At 59.3% G+C, this 16,477-nt stretch carries 14 protein-coding genes and 2 tRNA genes; 6 read left to right on the forward strand and 10 right to left on the reverse strand.

The annotated features are described in order from the left end of the window. Positions 1 to 3: 3 nt before the first annotated feature. Positions 4 to 831 (forward strand): NAD(+) synthase, encoded by an 828-nt coding sequence (nadE, locus tag AC3RCM_RS24755; RefSeq protein WP_003249583.1) that lies wholly within the window; start codon positions 4 to 6, stop codon positions 829 to 831. A 102-nt stretch (positions 832 to 933) separates the two neighbouring features. Here the strand turns inward: nadE and azu are convergent, their stop codons facing one another. Beyond that, the gene (gene azu / locus AC3RCM_RS24760) at positions 934 to 1,383 is read right to left on the reverse strand and encodes an azurin (protein WP_003249580.1); all 450 of its coding nucleotides are present in this window, start codon (positions 1,381 to 1,383) and stop codon (positions 934 to 936) included. Between the two features lie 348 nt (positions 1,384 to 1,731). On the opposite strand from azu, the gene AC3RCM_RS24765 reads away from it, so the two are divergent. Further along, positions 1,732 to 2,319 (forward strand): cytokinin riboside 5'-monophosphate phosphoribohydrolase, encoded by a 588-nt coding sequence (locus AC3RCM_RS24765; protein ID WP_003249578.1) that lies wholly within the window; start codon positions 1,732 to 1,734, stop codon positions 2,317 to 2,319. Positions 2,320 to 2,440: 121 nt separating this feature from the next. On the opposite strand, the gene AC3RCM_RS24770 is transcribed toward AC3RCM_RS24765, so the two are convergent. After that, positions 2,441 to 4,741: a YgiQ family radical SAM protein gene (locus AC3RCM_RS24770; RefSeq protein ID WP_014592586.1), complete on the reverse strand. Its 2,301-nt coding sequence runs from the start codon at positions 4,739 to 4,741 to the stop codon at positions 2,441 to 2,443. Positions 4,742 to 5,025: 284 nt separating this feature from the next. Further along, positions 5,026 to 5,241: a DUF3077 domain-containing protein gene (locus AC3RCM_RS24775; protein WP_019438726.1), complete on the reverse strand. Its 216-nt coding sequence runs from the start codon at positions 5,239 to 5,241 to the stop codon at positions 5,026 to 5,028. Between the two features lie 627 nt (positions 5,242 to 5,868). Between AC3RCM_RS24775 and AC3RCM_RS24780 the strand changes: the two genes are divergently transcribed. After that, the gene (locus AC3RCM_RS24780) at positions 5,869 to 7,023 is read left to right on the forward strand and encodes a YcaO-like family protein (protein ID WP_492629234.1); all 1,155 of its coding nucleotides are present in this window, start codon (positions 5,869 to 5,871) and stop codon (positions 7,021 to 7,023) included. Between the two features lies 1 nt (position 7,024). Beyond that, a complete protein-coding gene (locus tag AC3RCM_RS24785) occupies positions 7,025 to 8,680 on the forward strand; it encodes an ATP-binding cassette domain-containing protein (protein ID WP_104886987.1) in 1,656 nt (551 codons plus the stop codon). 24 nt (positions 8,681 to 8,704) lie between these two features. Here AC3RCM_RS24785 and dnaB read toward each other — a convergent pair whose 3' ends face one another. The 7 genes from dnaB to rnr form a co-directional block, all read right to left on the reverse strand. Further along, complete coding sequence (gene dnaB / locus AC3RCM_RS24790; RefSeq protein ID WP_003249571.1) at positions 8,705 to 10,102, reverse strand: replicative DNA helicase; 1,398 nt, start codon at positions 10,100 to 10,102, stop codon at positions 8,705 to 8,707. A gap of 113 nt (positions 10,103 to 10,215) precedes the next feature. Then, positions 10,216 to 10,662 (reverse strand): 50S ribosomal protein L9, encoded by a 447-nt coding sequence (rplI, locus tag AC3RCM_RS24795; RefSeq protein ID WP_003249568.1) that lies wholly within the window; start codon positions 10,660 to 10,662, stop codon positions 10,216 to 10,218. A 20-nt stretch (positions 10,663 to 10,682) separates the two neighbouring features. Next, entirely contained in the window at positions 10,683 to 11,546 is an 864-nt protein-coding gene (locus AC3RCM_RS24800; RefSeq protein WP_003249565.1) for a hypothetical protein, read from the reverse strand. A 33-nt stretch (positions 11,547 to 11,579) separates the two neighbouring features. Continuing rightward, positions 11,580 to 11,810, reverse strand: coding sequence for a 30S ribosomal protein S18 (gene rpsR / locus AC3RCM_RS24805; protein WP_003249563.1), 231 nt, complete (start codon positions 11,808 to 11,810; stop codon positions 11,580 to 11,582). Positions 11,811 to 11,838: 28 nt separating this feature from the next. Next, positions 11,839 to 12,264, reverse strand: a complete 426-nt coding sequence (gene rpsF, locus AC3RCM_RS24810; protein WP_003249557.1) for a 30S ribosomal protein S6 — start codon at positions 12,262 to 12,264, stop codon at positions 11,839 to 11,841. A gap of 290 nt (positions 12,265 to 12,554) precedes the next feature. Then, positions 12,555 to 13,301: a 23S rRNA (guanosine(2251)-2'-O)-methyltransferase RlmB gene (gene rlmB, locus AC3RCM_RS24815; RefSeq protein ID WP_003249554.1), complete on the reverse strand. Its 747-nt coding sequence runs from the start codon at positions 13,299 to 13,301 to the stop codon at positions 12,555 to 12,557. After that, positions 13,298 to 15,871: a ribonuclease R gene (rnr, locus tag AC3RCM_RS24820; RefSeq protein WP_064492370.1), complete on the reverse strand. Its 2,574-nt coding sequence runs from the start codon at positions 15,869 to 15,871 to the stop codon at positions 13,298 to 13,300. Before rnr ends, rlmB begins: the two co-directional genes overlap by 4 nt. Positions 15,872 to 16,143: 272 nt before the next feature. Between rnr and AC3RCM_RS24825 the strand changes: the two genes are divergently transcribed. Together AC3RCM_RS24825 and AC3RCM_RS24830 are read left to right on the forward strand one after the other, a co-directional pair. Beyond that, positions 16,144 to 16,230 (forward strand) — tRNA-Leu (locus tag AC3RCM_RS24825). 88 nt (positions 16,231 to 16,318) lie between these two features. Next, positions 16,319 to 16,405: transfer RNA gene (locus AC3RCM_RS24830), tRNA-Leu, on the forward strand. Positions 16,406 to 16,477: the final 72 nt, after the last annotated feature.

Consider the following 16,477-nt stretch of genomic DNA (forward strand, 5'->3'; position numbering starts at 1 on the left):
CCCATGCAAGCGGTTCAGCAAGAGATTGCCCAGGCGCTGAAGGTACAGCCGCCGTTCGCCGACGCGGCAGCGCTCGAGGCCGAAGTCGCCCGGCGGGTGGCGTTCATCAAGGACTGCCTGGCCAACGCTCGACTCAAGACCTTGGTGCTGGGCATCAGCGGTGGCGTCGACTCACTGACTGCCGCCCTGCTCGCCCAGCGTGCCATCAACGAGCTGCGCGCCGAGACCGGCGACAAGGCCTACACCTTCATTGCCGTGCGCCTGCCGTACCAGGTACAGCATGACGAGCATGACGCCCAGGCATGCCTGGATGTGATCAAGGCAGATGAAGTTCACACGGTGGATATCGCCCCGGCAGTGCGTGCATTGGCAGCCGAAGTGGCGGCGTTGAAGAATGGCTCGCCGACGTTGGTGGACTTCGTGGTTGGCAACGTCAAGGCACGTACCCGAATGGTCGCCCAGTACACCATCGCTGGCGCCCGCGCAGGTCTGGTGATAGGAACCGACCACGCCGCCGAGGCGGTGATGGGCTTCTTTACCAAGTTTGGTGATGGTGCCTGCGACCTGGCGCCGTTGAGTGGGCTGGTGAAGAATCAGGTGCGGGCGATTGCGCGCAGCTTCGGTGCGCCGGAGTCACTGGTGGAAAAGGTGCCAACGGCCGACTTGGAAGACCTGGAGCCGGGCAAGCCGGACGAGGCGTCACATGGCGTGACCTACGCGCAGATCGATGCCTTCCTGCATGGGCAGCCGGTTGACCAGGCAGCGTTCGACATCATCGTCGCCACCTACCGCAAGACCCAGCACAAGCGCGAACTGCCGTTCGCTCCTTGATAAGTGGCCTGCAGGAGCGGGTTCACCCGCGAATACGAGGGTGAACCCACCGACGCATTCGCGGGTGAACTCGCTCCTGCAGGGTTCGCCGTCAGCCTTTGATTACTTGACGATGACCTTGCCTTTCATCATCGAGATGTGGCCCGGGAAGGTGCAGAAGAAGCTGTAGTCACCACCGGCTTCCAGCTTGGAAGTGTCGAACTTCACTTCGGTTTCTTTCTCAGGCGCGCCGATCATCTTGGTGTGGGCGATGATCGCGGCGTTGTCAGCCTTCAGGTAGTCCTTATCCAGACCCTGGCTCATGCCTTCGGTGGCAATGGCCTGCATGTCGGCAGTCTTGCTGATCACCAGGTTGTGGCCCATGACGTTCTTCGGCAGGTTGCCAGAGTGGGTCAGTTTGACGGTGAATTCCTTGCAGCTCTTGTCGACAGTGAATTCCTTGCTGGTGTAGGACATCTGGTCAGTCGAGTCGACAGTGACCGAGCACTCGGCGGCGAAGACAGAAGCGCTGGCGAGGGTCAGCAGGGATACCGCTACAGCTTTCGCAAACATCATGAATCTCCTTGGCAGGGTTTTATCAATTGCGAGACTGCCTGAAACCGTTCAGCCCCTTGCTGATATGGGTCAAGGGGGCGTCAAGAGGCCAGCCAGTAGAATTGTTCAATGGATTGTATACAACAAATCTAAGGGCACATCATGCCCTTTTATTGGACGATGAGACAACCTCTCATTTAGGAGCAATACCAAATGCCCATCTCCAACTTCCTCAATAGCCTGCTCGCCGCCTACGCCCACGGGGCCACAGGAGCCATCTGCGAATTCTCCCGGCCAGAATGAACCGGCCTTGGAAGTGACCGGCATGCGCCGTAACCTGTGCGCCTCAGTGACAGGAGATGAGCAATGCCCGTACGTTCCGTTTGTGTGTTCTGCGGCGCCAGCATGGGCGCCAACCCTGCCTACCGTGAAGCAGCCGTCGCGCTGGGCCAGGCCATTGCCCGCCGTGGCTTGACCCTGGTGTATGGCGGTGGCGCGGTCGGCTTGATGGGTGTGGTGGCCGACGCGGCCATGGCGGCCGGTGGCGAAGTGGTCGGGATCATCCCGCAGAGCCTGCTGGACGCTGAAGTCGGCCACAAGGGCCTGACCCGCCTGGAAGTGGTGGATGGCATGCATGCGCGCAAGGCCCGCATGGCCGAGCTGAGCGATGCCTTCATTGCCTTGCCGGGTGGGCTGGGTACGCTGGAGGAACTGTTCGAAGTGTGGACCTGGGGGCAGCTGGGCTATCACGCCAAGCCGCTCGGGCTACTGGATGTGAACGGCTTCTACGACAAGCTGGGCGGGTTCCTCGACCATATCGTCGAAGAAGGTTTCGTGCGCCCGCAACACCGGGCGATGTTGCTGCTGGGGCAGCAGCCGGACGAGCTGCTGGACGGGATGGACAGCTTTGTGGCGCCGGTCGCGCCTAAGTGGGTCGACAAGCAGCCTGATTGACCCAGATGGATGGGCCGAACACTGACCCTGTAGGAGCGGGTTCACCCGCGAATCGATAGTGGATCTACCGACGCATTCGCGGGTGAACCCGCTCCCACAGGGCTCTATGTAGCCTTCAAGATCAGCGGGGAATGACAGGCTGACGCGGCTTCTTGTTGCCCTTGCCGCCCTTGCTCGCCTCTTTGCGCTCCTTGGCCGCCTGCTGGTTACGCGCAAACGCTTCGGCCTTGGCCTTCTCGCGCTTGTCCCACGGCTTGCTGCCATCACTGCCACGCGGCGGCAGGCCGGTGTGCTGGGTGAGGATCTTCTGATCCTTGCCCACCTTGTGGCTACCTGCAGGGGTCGAGTTCTTCCGGCGCGCGCTCTGATAAGTATCGGTCTGCGGCTGGTGCAGCGGGATCAGTTGGTGCTTGCCCGGCCCGATCAGGTCGGCGCGGCCCATTCGCTGCAGCGCTTCACGCAGCATCGGCCAGCCCTTCGGGTCGTGATAGCGCAAGAACGCCTTGTGCAGACGGCGTTGCTCGTCGCTCTTGACGATCTCCACCCCTTCGCTCTTGTAGGTCACCTTGCGCAGCGGGTTCTTGCCTGAGTGGTACATGGCCGTGGCCGAGGCCATTGGCGACGGGTAGAACGCCTGTACCTGGTCGGCGCGGAAGCCGTTGCCCTTCAGCCACAGGGCCAGGTTCATCATGTCTTCGTCGGTGGTACCGGGGTGCGCGGCAATGAAGTACGGGATCAGGTACTGCTCCTTACCCGCTTCTTTCGAGAACTTCTCGAACATGCGCTTGAAGCGGTCGTAGGTGCCGATACCCGGCTTCATCATCTTGTCCAGCGGGCCACGCTCGGTGTGCTCCGGGGCAATCTTCAGGTAGCCGCCAACGTGGTGGGTGACCAGTTCCTTGACGTACTCCGGCGATTCCACTGCCAGGTCGTAGCGCAGGCCGGAAGCAATCAGGATCTTTTTCACACCCGGCAAGGCACGGGCCTTGCGGTACAGCTCGATCAACGAGCTGTGGTCGGTATTGAGGTTTTCGCAGATGCCCGGGAACACGCACGACGGTTTGCGGCAGTGCTTCTCGATCTCGGGGCTTTTGCAGGCGATGCGGTACATGTTGGCAGTCGGCCCGCCAAGGTCCGAGACCACGCCGGTGAAGCCCGGCACCTTGTCACGCATCTCTTCGATTTCGTGCAGGATCGACTCGTGCGAGCGGTTCTGGATGATGCGGCCTTCGTGCTCGGTGATCGAGCAGAAGGTACAGCCACCGAAGCAGCCACGCATGATGTTCACCGAGAAACGGATCATCTCGTAGGCCGGGATGCGCTCCTTGCCATAGGCCGGGTGCGGCACACGGGCGTAAGGCATGCCGAACACGTAGTCCATTTCCTCGGTGCTCATGGGGATGGGTGGCGGGTTGAACCACACATCCACTTCACCATGCTTCTGCACCAGCGCGCGGGCGTTGCCCGGGTTGGTCTCCAGGTGCAGCACGCGGTTGGCATGGGCATAGAGCACCGGGTCGTTACGCACCTTTTCGAACGATGGCAGGCGGATCACCGACTTTTCCCGGGTCACGGCCGGGCTGTCGAGAATCTGCACCACCTTGGCTTCGTTCGGGTCTTCCTGGTCGCCCTTGGCCTGTTCGATGGCGCAGGCCTGGGTGTCCTGGGTGTTCACGTACGGGTTGATGATCTTGTCGACGCGCCCCGGGCGGTCGATACGGGTGGAGTCGATCTCGTACCAGCCCTGCGGGGTATCGCGGCGCACGAAGGCGGTGCCGCGTACGTCGGTGATGGTCTCGATCTTCTCACCGTTGGACAGGCGCTGGGCCACCTCGACCACCGCACGCTCGGCGTTGCCGAACAGCAGGATGTCCGCGCTGGCGTCGATCAGGATCGAGTGACGAACCTTGTCCTGCCAGTAGTCGTAGTGGGCGATGCGGCGCAGCGAAGCCTCGATGCCGCCGAGCACGATCGGCACATGCTTGTAGGCCTCCTTGCAGCGCTGGCTGTACACCAGGCTGGCACGGTCCGGACGGCTGCCGGCCAGACCACCCGGGGTGTAGGCATCGTCGGAACGGATCTTCTTGTCCGCGGTGTAGCGGTTGATCATCGAGTCCATGTTACCGGCGGCCACGCCGAAGAACAGGTTCGGTTCGCCGAGCTTCATGAAGTCGTCTTTTGACTGCCAGTTCGGCTGGGCGATGATGCCCACGCGGAAGCCCTGGGCCTCCAGCAGACGGCCAATGATGGCCATGCCGAACGACGGATGGTCGACGTAGGCATCACCGGTCACGATGATGATGTCGCAGGAATCCCAGCCGAGCAGATCCATCTCCTCCCTGCTCATTGGCAGGAAAGGTGCTGGCCCGAAGCATTCGGCCCAGTACTTGGGATAGTCGTAGAGTGGTTTGGCTGCTTGCATGTCAGTGACCGGTTCTGGTGTGCAGGGAAATCGCGGGCGCGGAATATAGCACAAATTTTGACCAAATCCGACTGGATTCGTGGGGATTGGTGGGCGGGGCGACGGTTGGGGGATGGACGTGGCAGGTGGTTGGCTTGAGGGGTGTAGTGGGGTTGCCAGGTGTTCGACAGAATCCTTGCAGCGCCTGTGAGATCAAGCGCCGCGCGGGCGGCGCTCGATCTCATAGGCGCTGAAACTGTTGCGGCGAACTCCTGGCGGCCTTCATGCAACCTGAAGCCAACCCCTCACTGCCTCATCCACAGCTCAGCATCATCCATCAGCGCCTTGGCCATCGCACTCAGGTAATGGGCAGCCCAGATCATCATCGGCTTCTCATCCATCAACCCGGTGATGGTCAGTTCGCGCACATAGCCCATCAACTCCGAAGACTGCTCGCGGGCGTCTCTACACTGGATCCCGGGCTCGATGCGGAACAACGGGTGGGGTAAACCCGCTCCCACAGGTACGGTGCAACTCTTGAAGCCTATGGTGAACCTGTAGGAGCGGGTTCACCCGCGAAAGGGCCAGCCCAGGCAATCAACGAAGCCTTACAGCAGGCCCCTGCCCCTGCATCGGGTTGTCTTCAAGAAAAGGGGGATCGTGGAGTGGATCGGGGCAAGGCGATTACTCACAGGAAAACCTGAGCCTGCTTAGACCGATGGCGATCGCGCCCCCTGCTGAGCGATCGCAATTCCTTCAGATTTTTACTGAATGTTTAGCCTACCCCACCCTGAGAAAGTGCTAACCAGCTAATTATTGGTGCTTTTTTCTTTATCTATTAAGAATTGTAGGAATCAACCTTCTAGTCTTAGTAAAAAATCCTACATTAACTTTCCTCAACAAATCCCGAGAAGATCTTGAACCCCAAAAAAAACAAGTGCTACAACAGTGACGCGCTGAAAGGCGCACTCAAACCAACTCTATAGGAGCATTAGCCATGGGACGTCGTCGTTCTGAAATCCACACTCTGCAGATCCCACGCGTGATGAACTACACATTCACCGAGTCCGAGGTTGAATTTCTCAACCTTCTGTAAGTGACAAACCAGAAGGGGCTTAGCCCCTTCTGGCTCTACCAAGGAGCAGAACATGATCACCGAACGCGAGCTGAACATAGAAGAGGCCTACAACCGGCTGACAAGGCTGCATCATCACTTAGGGCTTCAATCGGAAACAGCACTATCAAAAAAGAGTAGCCTGGTCGCCACATGCCACTTATACGACAGCGCCTACAAAGAAGTTTCTTGCGGGGCAGGAAAAGGGGAACATTGCGAACTAGGAGCCCTTGCCGAGAGCCTAGAGCATTACTTCGTCGACAAGAGCACTCCACCACTCATCGAAAGCGACCAAATTTTGCAATCGATAGCCCCATTTGACGATTGGCTCCTAAAATCCATTCCCCCGGATTGCCGAATACCTTATTTCAGTCTTCAGGCATTGAACAGCTACGACGAAATAGCCATTCCCGCGATATTGATAGCACCTTCCTCCAGAAACATTGATGAAATCGAAAAAACTGCAGCGGGCTTTCTTTCCAAATATTCGACTAACTCTGGTACAGCACTTGGCTGCACGGAGAACGAGGCTCTGCTCCACGCCATCAATGAAACTATCGAACGTCACGCACTTTCTATGTACTACCTATCACTTTGTGGCCTGACTTCCCCACCCAAACTTTACCAACCTTCGAGTTATTTTCTGGAAGAAACATTTGCCCATGATACCGAGCTTCTCCGCCGAGCCAAAAAACTAGAAATATACTTGACGCACGACTTCTACGAAGTTCCATTTTGCATTGCTGTTTCTCGTAGTAAAAAAGAAGGCTCACTCAGCAGCATTGGCTCCGGCAGCTCCATCAACCCCTCCATTGCAATGTACCGCGCCGTAACGGAACAGATTCAGTGCGAGCAGCTTTCTGGGGCCACAGAAAAACAAGAAGATCTCTCTGCTGAAAAAATGCTTACTCATTCAACCCGCCTTTCAGCACTTATACACCCATGCCCCACATATGCTGTACCCGCTTTTCACCCTCCGCATACCGATCTCAGCGTGCGCGGGCAAGTCAAGCGAACACTGATCAACTTGGAAAAACATAATAAGGTCGCATTCTATCGCACACTTTATGAGCACCCGAATCTCGCTACGGTTGTTCAGGTGTTCATACCCGGACTTGAACGCTTCCACCTGATCAGATCAGGTATTCCAGTCGCGCCACAGAGTGCACTCAAAGGCATAAGGCAATGACATGCAAATCTATAGAGGAATTCTCGCCGCCCTCGGCGCGACACTGCTCCTGAAAATCGCGACCGTCGTACCTGCTCTAGTCTTGGCCGACATCATTGACAACCTGGCCACCTCAGCCGCGTCTTCCCAGCTTCTGCTAGGAGCCTTCATATGCCTTGTCGCATTACAAGCCTCAATGACCCCTCTACAAGCCTGGTGCCTGGCGCGGCTTTGCCAGGAACGCGTGAAGCAACTTTCCATCCGCTGGTGCCGCGAATTGCTGGACAAGCGCTTCGAGGCCTATGGACAACTCCATGGCGGAACACTGGTAAAAGTACTGGATAGGGGCATTACCGCACAGGAGCGGTGGTTAGGCTTTCTGATTGGCTCGGCATGGCCGGTGCTAGCCGAAGCTGCAGTGCTGATAACGCTCTTCGCTTACCTGGGGGCTACTTCGGTATTGATCGGCCTCATCCCTTTGAGCCTGGCCTACCTGTGGGCCAACGATCGCCTGGTGCGCTGGCGCCGGCCACATATCGAGGCAGTGAACGCGCGCGAGGATGAACTGGCGGAACAATGGGTCGATACCTTCGCCAGCGCGGCAACGGTCAAACTGGAAAAGGCCGAGGATGCCGCAATGCTCCCGGTCAACCAGACACTTTCGCACTATGCCGACTCAGCAGTGCAGGTAGCTCACAGTGGGGGTTGGATTCAGAGCCTGCGCACCCTGTTCATAGGCCTGGGCAGTGGCGGTTTGCTCATGTGGGGTATCCATGATCAGGCTCTGGCAACACCGCAATTGAGCCTGGGCGAGCTGGTTGCTCTCTTCACCTTGGTGAGCGGATTGCTGGCAGGGGTTGCGCAACTTGCTGAGGCCTGGCGATTGCTAGACCAGTTTCGGCTAGACAAACGCAAACTCGAACACTGGCTCCAGCTCCCCTCGTTCGGCCCAGCATGCACTACTGAGGCGAAGTCCCAAGACAAGGACGCTGGCCTAAGCATCGCCCCGTGCCAGTTGAGCGCTCGAGATACTGTACAACTTCACATCGAAGAACCCTTGGTACTGCACAAAGGAGAACGGGTCGCACTGATCGGGCCCAGCGGATGTGGTAAATCGACACTTCTGCATACGCTGGCGGGAACGATATTCCCGTTGCGCAAGAATGTGCAGCTGCACGGCAGGTGCCTGGCGTCGCTCGACGCTAGTGAACAATTCAGTCGATTACGACTCTGCCCTCAGGATGCGCATTTCATACCCGGCCCCCTGCCCCGCGCGGTGCTGTTCGAGCAAGCTCATGATCGCGCTCAAATCGAACGATGGCTTGAACGGTTGGGCCTGAGCAAAGACTGGTACGAACTTGATCTGGATGCACGCGCAGAATCGATATCGGGCGGCGAAGCACGCAGGCTGACGCTGCTACGCCTTCTTAATCAGCCTGGGGAATTCAATTTCTTTGACGAACCCACAGCCGGGCTCGATGCCGCGTCGGCAGAGCGTACCTGGGACCTGTTGTTCGAAGCACTTAAAGGGCGAGGGCTGATTTGCGTGACGCATGATCAGAGCGCACTGTCGCGGTTTGACCGGGTGATCACCCTGAGCGAGGGGCGGATCATCAGCCAAGGGCAAACGAACATCGCTCAGATTTCAGAGCTAGCAGGCGCACCACAAACCTTGTAGGAGCGGCCTTGCTAGCTCAATGGGTTATTCATCATCATCAAAGTTGTACATCCCCGGCGCCAAGTTCTCGAACCGGGTGTACTTGCCGATAAACGCCAAACGCACGAAGCCGATGGGGCCGTTACGCTGTTTGCCGATGATGATTTCCGCCACGCCCTTGTGCTCGGTCTCGGGGTGGTACACCTCGTCGCGGTACACGAACATGATCACGTCGGCGTCCTGCTCGATTGCACCGGATTCACGCAAGTCGGAGTTCACCGGGCGTTTGTTCGGGCGCTGTTCCAGCGAGCGGTTCAGCTGCGAAAGGGCAATGACCGGGCAGTTGAATTCCTTGGCCAGGGCCTTGAGCGAGCGGGAAATCTCGGAAATTTCGTTGGTACGGTTGTCACCGGCCGACCCCGGAATCTGCATCAGCTGCAGGTAGTCGACCATGATCATGGCGATTTCACCATGCTCACGGGCCAGGCGGCGGGTACGCGCGCGCATTTCCGAGGGGCTGATACCCGCCGTATCGTCGATGAACAATTTTCGGTCGTTGAGCAGGTTCACTGCCGAGGTCAGGCGCGGCCAGTCGTCGTCATCCAGCTGACCGGAACGGACCTTGGTCTGGTCGATACGACCCAGAGACGAAAGCATACGCATGATCAGCGACTCCCCTGGCATCTCGAGGGAGAACACCAGCACCGCCTTGTCGGTCCGCAGTACGGCGTTTTCCACCAGGTTCATGGCGAAGGTGGTCTTACCCATCGACGGACGGCCGGCGACGATGATCAAGTCCGCCGCCTGCAGGCCGCTGGTCTTTTCGTCGAGATCGGTGTACCCGGTGGAAATACCGGTGATGTCGCTGTCGGAGTTGAACAGCGTATCGATGCGATCGATGGCCATGGTCAACAGTTCGTTGACGCCCACCGGGCCGCCGGTTTTTGGCCGCGCCTCGGCAATCTGGAAGATCTGCCGCTCGGCATCGTCGAGAATCTCGGCAGCGTTGCGCCCCTGCGGGTTGAACGCGTTGTCGGCGATGTCGGTACTGATGCTGATCAGCTGGCGCAACGTGGCCCGCTCGCGAATGATCGCGGCGTAGGCCTTGATGTTGGCCACCGAAGGGGTGTTCTTGGCCAGCTCGGCCAGGTAAGCCAAACCGCCGATCTGCGAGGACAGGCCTTCCTTGTCCAACTGCTCGTGCAGGGTCACCACGTCGAATGGCTGGTTGGCGTCGGCCAACTTGTGCACAGCGCGGAAGATCAGCCGGTGGTCATGCCGGTAGAAATCGCCGTCCGACACCTGGTCCAGCACCCGCTCCCAGGCATTGTTGTCCAGCATCAGGCCACCGAGCACGGCCTGTTCGGCCTCGATGGAATGCGGCGGTACCTTCAGGGCTGCGGTTTGCAGGTCAAGCTGTTCGGAGGTGGTGATCTCGTTCATGGCCACGAAAGAATTCTGGAGGATGAAAAAGACAAAGGGCACGGCCTGTCGAAAACAGGACCGTGCCCGATGTTAACCGCCTGACTCGCAAGGAGCCAGCCAGTTAGCGCAGCTTAGGCAGCTACGACGACCACGCGTACGGTGGCTTCAACGTCGCTGTGCAGGTGCACGGCTACGTCGTATTCGCCAACCTGACGGATGGTGCCGTTCGGCAGACGAACTTCAGCCTTGGCCACTTCAACGCCGGAGGCGGTCAGGGCGTCAGCGATGTCGTGGGTGCCGATCGAACCGAACAGCTTGCCTTCGTCGCCAGCGGTGGCAGTGATGGTCACTTCCAGCTCGGCCAGTTGGGCAGCGCGGCTTTCAGCCGAAGCTTTCTTGTCAGCGGCTGCTTTTTCCAGCTCGGCACGACGCTCTTCGAACGCAGCCAGGTTGGCGGCGTTGGCAACGGTGGCCTTGCCGAATGGCAGCAGGAAGTTACGGCCGTAACCAGCCTTAACTTTTACTTTGTCGCCCAGGTTGCCCAGGTTAGCGACTTTTTCCAGCAGGATCAGTTCCATTTGGTAAAACCTCTTAACTTTTAACCTTCACCGTTCGCGGAGTCTTTCCCCGGAGGGGACTTGCGACCGCGAAAATCAATCAGGCTGTCGACAATGGCCAAAACCATCAGCAACGGATAAATCAGCTGCATGATCAGCGGTAGCGTCACGTACATCCCCACCAGCCAGAAACCGGCCAGTCGGCCCTGTGCCACCAGCCCGTGCATCAAGGCGATGCCGGCCAGCACCAGTACCAGGCTGGAAGCCGATGCCAGGATGATGAACTGCGGGCCGATAAACGGCGCCACCACCATCACTGCCACCAAGACCGCCATGGTCTGTTTCGGCAACTTCAGTTCGCGAAATTCGCGACCGAAGCCTCCAGGGTTGTACAACGCTGCCTGCCAATAGCGCGCCAGCATCAACGCCAGCACACTGAACAATTGCACCGTCACTGCTGTGGAAGCGACCAGCACAGGGCGGATCAGCTCACCGGAGAGCACCGGTTGCCCTTCGATTTTCGGCATGGCTTCGGCAAACGCCTTGGCCAGCACATCGAAGGTTTGCGCCAGCGCCAGATCAAGCACGAGGCTGAAAGCCACGGCGAACACGGCACTGGCGAGCAACACCCGGCTCCAGGGGTGCTCGGCACGCAACATGGCGGCCAAGGCCAAGGCACCCGCGATCACCAGAAAGGTGATGGGATCGCCCATGACCCACACGGCCAGCCCGGCCAGCAAGCCGCCGGCGATGACCGATGTAGCATCCTTGAACCCACGCCGCAGCAGCACGAGGCTGCCGGCAGCGGCACTCAACCAGAACAGCAGCGGCAGTACCGCGCTGATGACCACCACGAGGGTGGCCTGCACACGACCGCGCATGATGAAACTTGCTAACGCTCGCATGCTAATCCCTTACTGCTTGTCGACGACCCGGTCTCAGCGGCCGTGGCTGTCGGTGTAGGGCAGCAGGGCCAGGAAGCGGGCGCGCTTGATAGCGGTAGCCAGCTGACGCTGATAACGAGCTTTGGTACCGGTGATACGGCTTGGAACGATCTTGCCGGTTTCGGATACGTAAGCTTTCAGGGTGTTGAGATCTTTGAAGTCGATCTCTTTCACGTCTTCAGCAGTGAAGCGGCAGAATTTACGACGACGGAAGAAACGTGCCATTTAATAGGCTCCTCTAAAGGTCCGTGGATTACTCGTCAGCGTTATCGCTGGAGTCGCTGTCATTGCTGTCGTCGCCTTCGGCGGAGTCAGCATGCTCAGGACGCTCGCGACGCTCACGGCGCTCGCTGCGGTTCTCTTCAGCCTTCAGCATCTCGGACTGGCCGGTAACGGCTTCGTCGCGACGGATGACCAGGTTACGGATAACGGCATCGTTGTAGCGGAAGTTGTCTTCCAGCTCGGCCAGGGCCTTGCCGGTGCATTCAACGTTCAGCATCACGTAGTGAGCCTTGTGAACATTGTTGATTGCGTAGGCCAGTTGACGACGGCCCCAGTCTTCCAAGCGGTGGATTTTGCCACCATCTTCTTCGATCAGCTTGGTGTAACGCTCAACCATGCCGCCGACTTGTTCGCTCTGGTCCGGGTGAACCAGGAAGATGATTTCGTAATGACGCATGAATGCTCCTTACGGGTTAGTAGTCTGCCAGTGAATCTGGTCAGACAAGGAGTGAATGACACTGTATGTCTTGCACGGAGGGGAGGCACATGAGCGCCTGCCAGCTCGGCAAGGGGCGCAATTGTAGAGAAGCCGGGGCGCACAAGCAAGGTGATTGGTGAATATTTGAACAGCCTGAAACATATTTACAGGCTGCGGGCCTCTTCGCGGGTGAACCCGCTCCTACAGGGGAACGCAATCACCCTGTAGGAGCGGGTTCACCCGCGAAGAGGCCGGAACAGGCCTGAGAATCAGCGCTTGGCCTGACGCTGACGCACGGCTTCGAACAGGCAAACCCCGGTCGCCACCGACACGTTAAGGCTGCTGACGCTACCTGCCATCGGTAACTTCACCAGGAAGTCGCAATGCTCACGGGTGAGCCGACGCATGCCCTTGCCTTCCGCCCCCATGATCATCACCAGTGGCCCGGTCAGGTCCTGCTGGTAGATCTCCTGCTCGGCCTCGCCAGCAGTACCCACTACCCACAGGCCACGCTGCTGCAACTTCTCAAGCGTACGCGCCAGGTTGGTCACAGCCACCAGCGGAATGACTTCGGCCGCACCACAAGCCACCTTTCGCACAACCGGCGTCAGCGTTGCGGACTTGTCCTTGGGTACGATCACTGCCGTGGCACCGGCCGCATCCGCGGTACGCAGACAAGCGCCGAGGTTGTGCGGGTCGGTCACGCCGTCCAGCACCAGGATCAGCGGCGGCGTTTCTGTGCGCTCAAGCAGCTCTTCGAGCATCAGCTCGCCCCACACCTGGCTCGGACTGACCTCGGCTACAACGCCTTGGTGCACGCCTTCGACCCAGGCATCCATCTCACGGCGCTCGGCCTGGCCGACCGGCACGCGGTTTTCCGCGGCCAGCGCCAGCAAGGTCTCGAGGCGTGGCTCGCTGCGCCCTTCCGACAGCCAGATCTGCTTGACCCGCTTTGGATGGTGCTGCAGCAATGCCTGCACGGCGTGTACGCCGTAGATTTTTTCCAGCTGACTCATGAATTGCTCTTGTTTTTGCGTGGTGCGCCGGACTTCGGCGGGCCTTTACGGTGCTTGGTCGGTTTGCCGGACGGCTTGCCACCTTTCTCCGATTTGCTGCCAGCACTGCTGCGCGCGTCGGTCATCAGCGCTTTCTTCATCTCGCGGCTTTTACGCACTTCAGCGTTACGCTGCACAGCATCCTTGGGGAAGTACGCTTCGGACGCTTCGCTCTTGCGGCTGCGCGGCTTGGGCGTGGCTTTCGCTTCGGTTGCCGGCTGCTGCTCGGCTTTTTCGGCAACCGGCGCGGCGCCACGCTGCTTGCGGCCGATCGGTGCGGCGAGGGTCTTTTCCGACACTTCGAAGTCGATCTTGCGCTCATCCAGATCAACACGCATGACCTTGACTTCGATGGTGTCGCCCAAGCGGAAGCTGCGACCGGTGCGCTCGCCGGCCAGGCGATGGTGTACCGGGTCGAAGTGGTAGTAGTCACCCGGCAACGCACTGACGTGCACCAGGCCCTCTACATAGATATCGGTCAGTTCGACGAACAGGCCGAAACCGGTCACCGCAGTGATCACACCCGGGAAGGTCTCGCCCACGCGGTCTTTCATGAACTCGCACTTGAGCCAGTTGACCACGTCACGGGTGGCTTCGTCGGCCCGGCGCTCGGTCATCGAGCACTGCTCGCCGAGTTGCTCCAGGGTGTTTTCGTCGTACGGGTAGATACGCGCCTTGGGAATGCTCATGGCGCCGGCACGCTTGACGTGCGGAGTATCGACCTTGGAGCGGATGATGCTGCGGATGGCGCGATGCACCAGCAGGTCCGGGTAACGACGGATCGGCGAGGTGAAGTGGGTGTACGCCTCGTAGTTCAGGCCGAAGTGGCCGTTGTTCTCGGTGCTGTACACGGCCTGGCTCAGCGAGCGCAGCATCACCGTCTGGATCAGGTGGAAGTCCGGGCGACCGGCGATGCTCGCCAGCAGGGCCTGGTAATCCTTCGGCGACGGGTCCTTGCCCTTGTGCAGGCTAAGGCCCAACTCGCCTAGGAAGGCGCGCAGTTTTTCCAGGCGCTCCGGCGGCGGGCCGTCGTGCACGCGGTACAGGGCCGGTACGCCGTGCTTCTGCAGGAACTCGGCGGTGGCCACGTTGGCCGCCAGCATGCATTCCTCGATCAGCTTGTGGGCGTCGTTGCGCACGGTCGGGCGGATTTCGGCGATCTTGCGCTCCTCGCCGAAGATGATGCGGGTTTCCTGGGTCTCGAAGTCGATGGCACCCCGGGTGTGGCGCGCCTCCACCAGCACCTTGTACAGGTTGTACAGGTTCTTCAGGTCCGGCACGACCTCCCTGTACTCTTCGCGCAGCGCCTTGCCCTCACGGGTACGCGAGTGCTCGAGCATGCTGCTGACCTTGTTGTAGGTCAGGCGGGCATGGGAGTGGATCACGCCTTCGTAGAACTGATAGTCGACCATCTGGCCGGCTTTGTTCATGGTCATTTCACAGACCATGGCCAACCGGTCGACATGCGGGTTCAGCGAGCACAGGCCGTTGGACAGCTCTTCGGGGAGCATCGGCACCACGCGCTCGGGGAAGTACACCGAGTTACCGCGCTGCTGGGCTTCGACATCCAGGGCAGAGCCCAGACGCACGTAGCTGGAGACGTCAGCGATGGCCACGTACAGACGCCAGCCACCGGAGAACAGACGCAGCTTGCCCAACGGTTCGCAATAAACGGCATCGTCGAAGTCGCGGGCGTCTTCACCGTCGATGGTGACGAACGGCAGATGGCGCAGGTCGACACGCTTCTCTTTGTCCTTCTCCTCGACTTCGGAGCGGAACTTGCGTGCTTCCTTGACCACATCATTGGGCCAGACGTGCGGAATGTCGTAGCTGCGCAGGGCAACGTCGATTTCCATGCCCGGCGCCATGTAGTTGCCGATGACTTCGACCACATCGCCTTGCGGCTGGAAGCGTGGCGTTGGCCAGTGGGTGATCTTGATCTCGACGAACTGGCCGATCTTGGCACCGCCGTTGCGCCCGGCGGTCACCAGCACTTCCTGCTGGATCTTCGGGTTGTCCGGGGTCACGTAGCCGATGCCGCCTTCTTCGAAATAGCGGCCGACCACGCTTTCGTGGGCACGGGAGATGACTTCGACCAGCACGCCTTCACGGCGGCCACGGCGGTCGACACCGGAGACGCGGGCCAAGCCGCGGTCGCCGTCGAACACCAGGCGCATCTGCGACGGGCTGAGGAACAGGTCTTCGCTGCCGTCATCGGGAATAAGGAAGCCGAAGCCGTCGCGGTGGCCGGAAACGCGACCACAGATCAGGTCCAGCTTGTCTACCGGGGCATAAGTGCCGCGCCGGGTATAGATAAGCTGGCCATCGCGCTCCATGGCACGCAGGCGGCGGCGCAGGGCTTCGATCTGGTCTTCTTCATACAGACCGAACTCTTTTGCCAGCTCCTCGCGGGCAGCAGGTTCGCCTCGGTCGGCGAGACGCTGCAGGATCAGCTCACGGCTGGGAATGGGGTTGTCGTATTTTTCCGCTTCGCGAGCGGCCTCGGGATCGAGGGATTGCCAATCGGCCATCAGAAGGGGTTCACCTTGGGGTATATAGATAGGAATTCTGGCATAGGCGTATTGAAACCGGAAATGTCTGCCTTGGACAGCCCCCGCTGCAGTGCATAAACAGCAGAAATAGGCTTGTGGAATCAACAAGTTGAATTTTTTGAATTTTTTTTCGATTGGGGGCTTTACAGCCTTGGGGAGCGTCCGTATAGTGCGCACCACAACGACGGACAACCCCGAAGTTGTAGTAGAGATGAACGACGCTGTAAAGCATCAAGTAACCTCGAATGTGTGCCCAGGTGGCGGAATTGGTAGACGCGCTGGTTTCAGGTATCAGTGACCGCAAGGTCGTGGAAGTTCGAGTCTTCTCCTGGGCACCAAGTATTTTCAAGTAGCAGATGACCAAGGATCTGTTACTACTGTGTGAAAGCGAACGATAGTCGCCTTCTGCAGATGATGTAAAGCTTTGCCCAGGTGGCGGAATTGGTAGACGCGCTGGTTTCAGGTATCAGTGACCGCAAGGTCGTGGAAGTTCGAGTCTTCTCCTGGGCACCATACAAAAACCCACTAGCTTGCTAGTGGGTTTTTTCTTGCCTGCGATTTTTGTGCCCCCTCCCCCCTTGCACC

The sequence above is a fragment of the Pseudomonas sp. GW823-FHT05G12 genome (assembly GCF_058795575.1).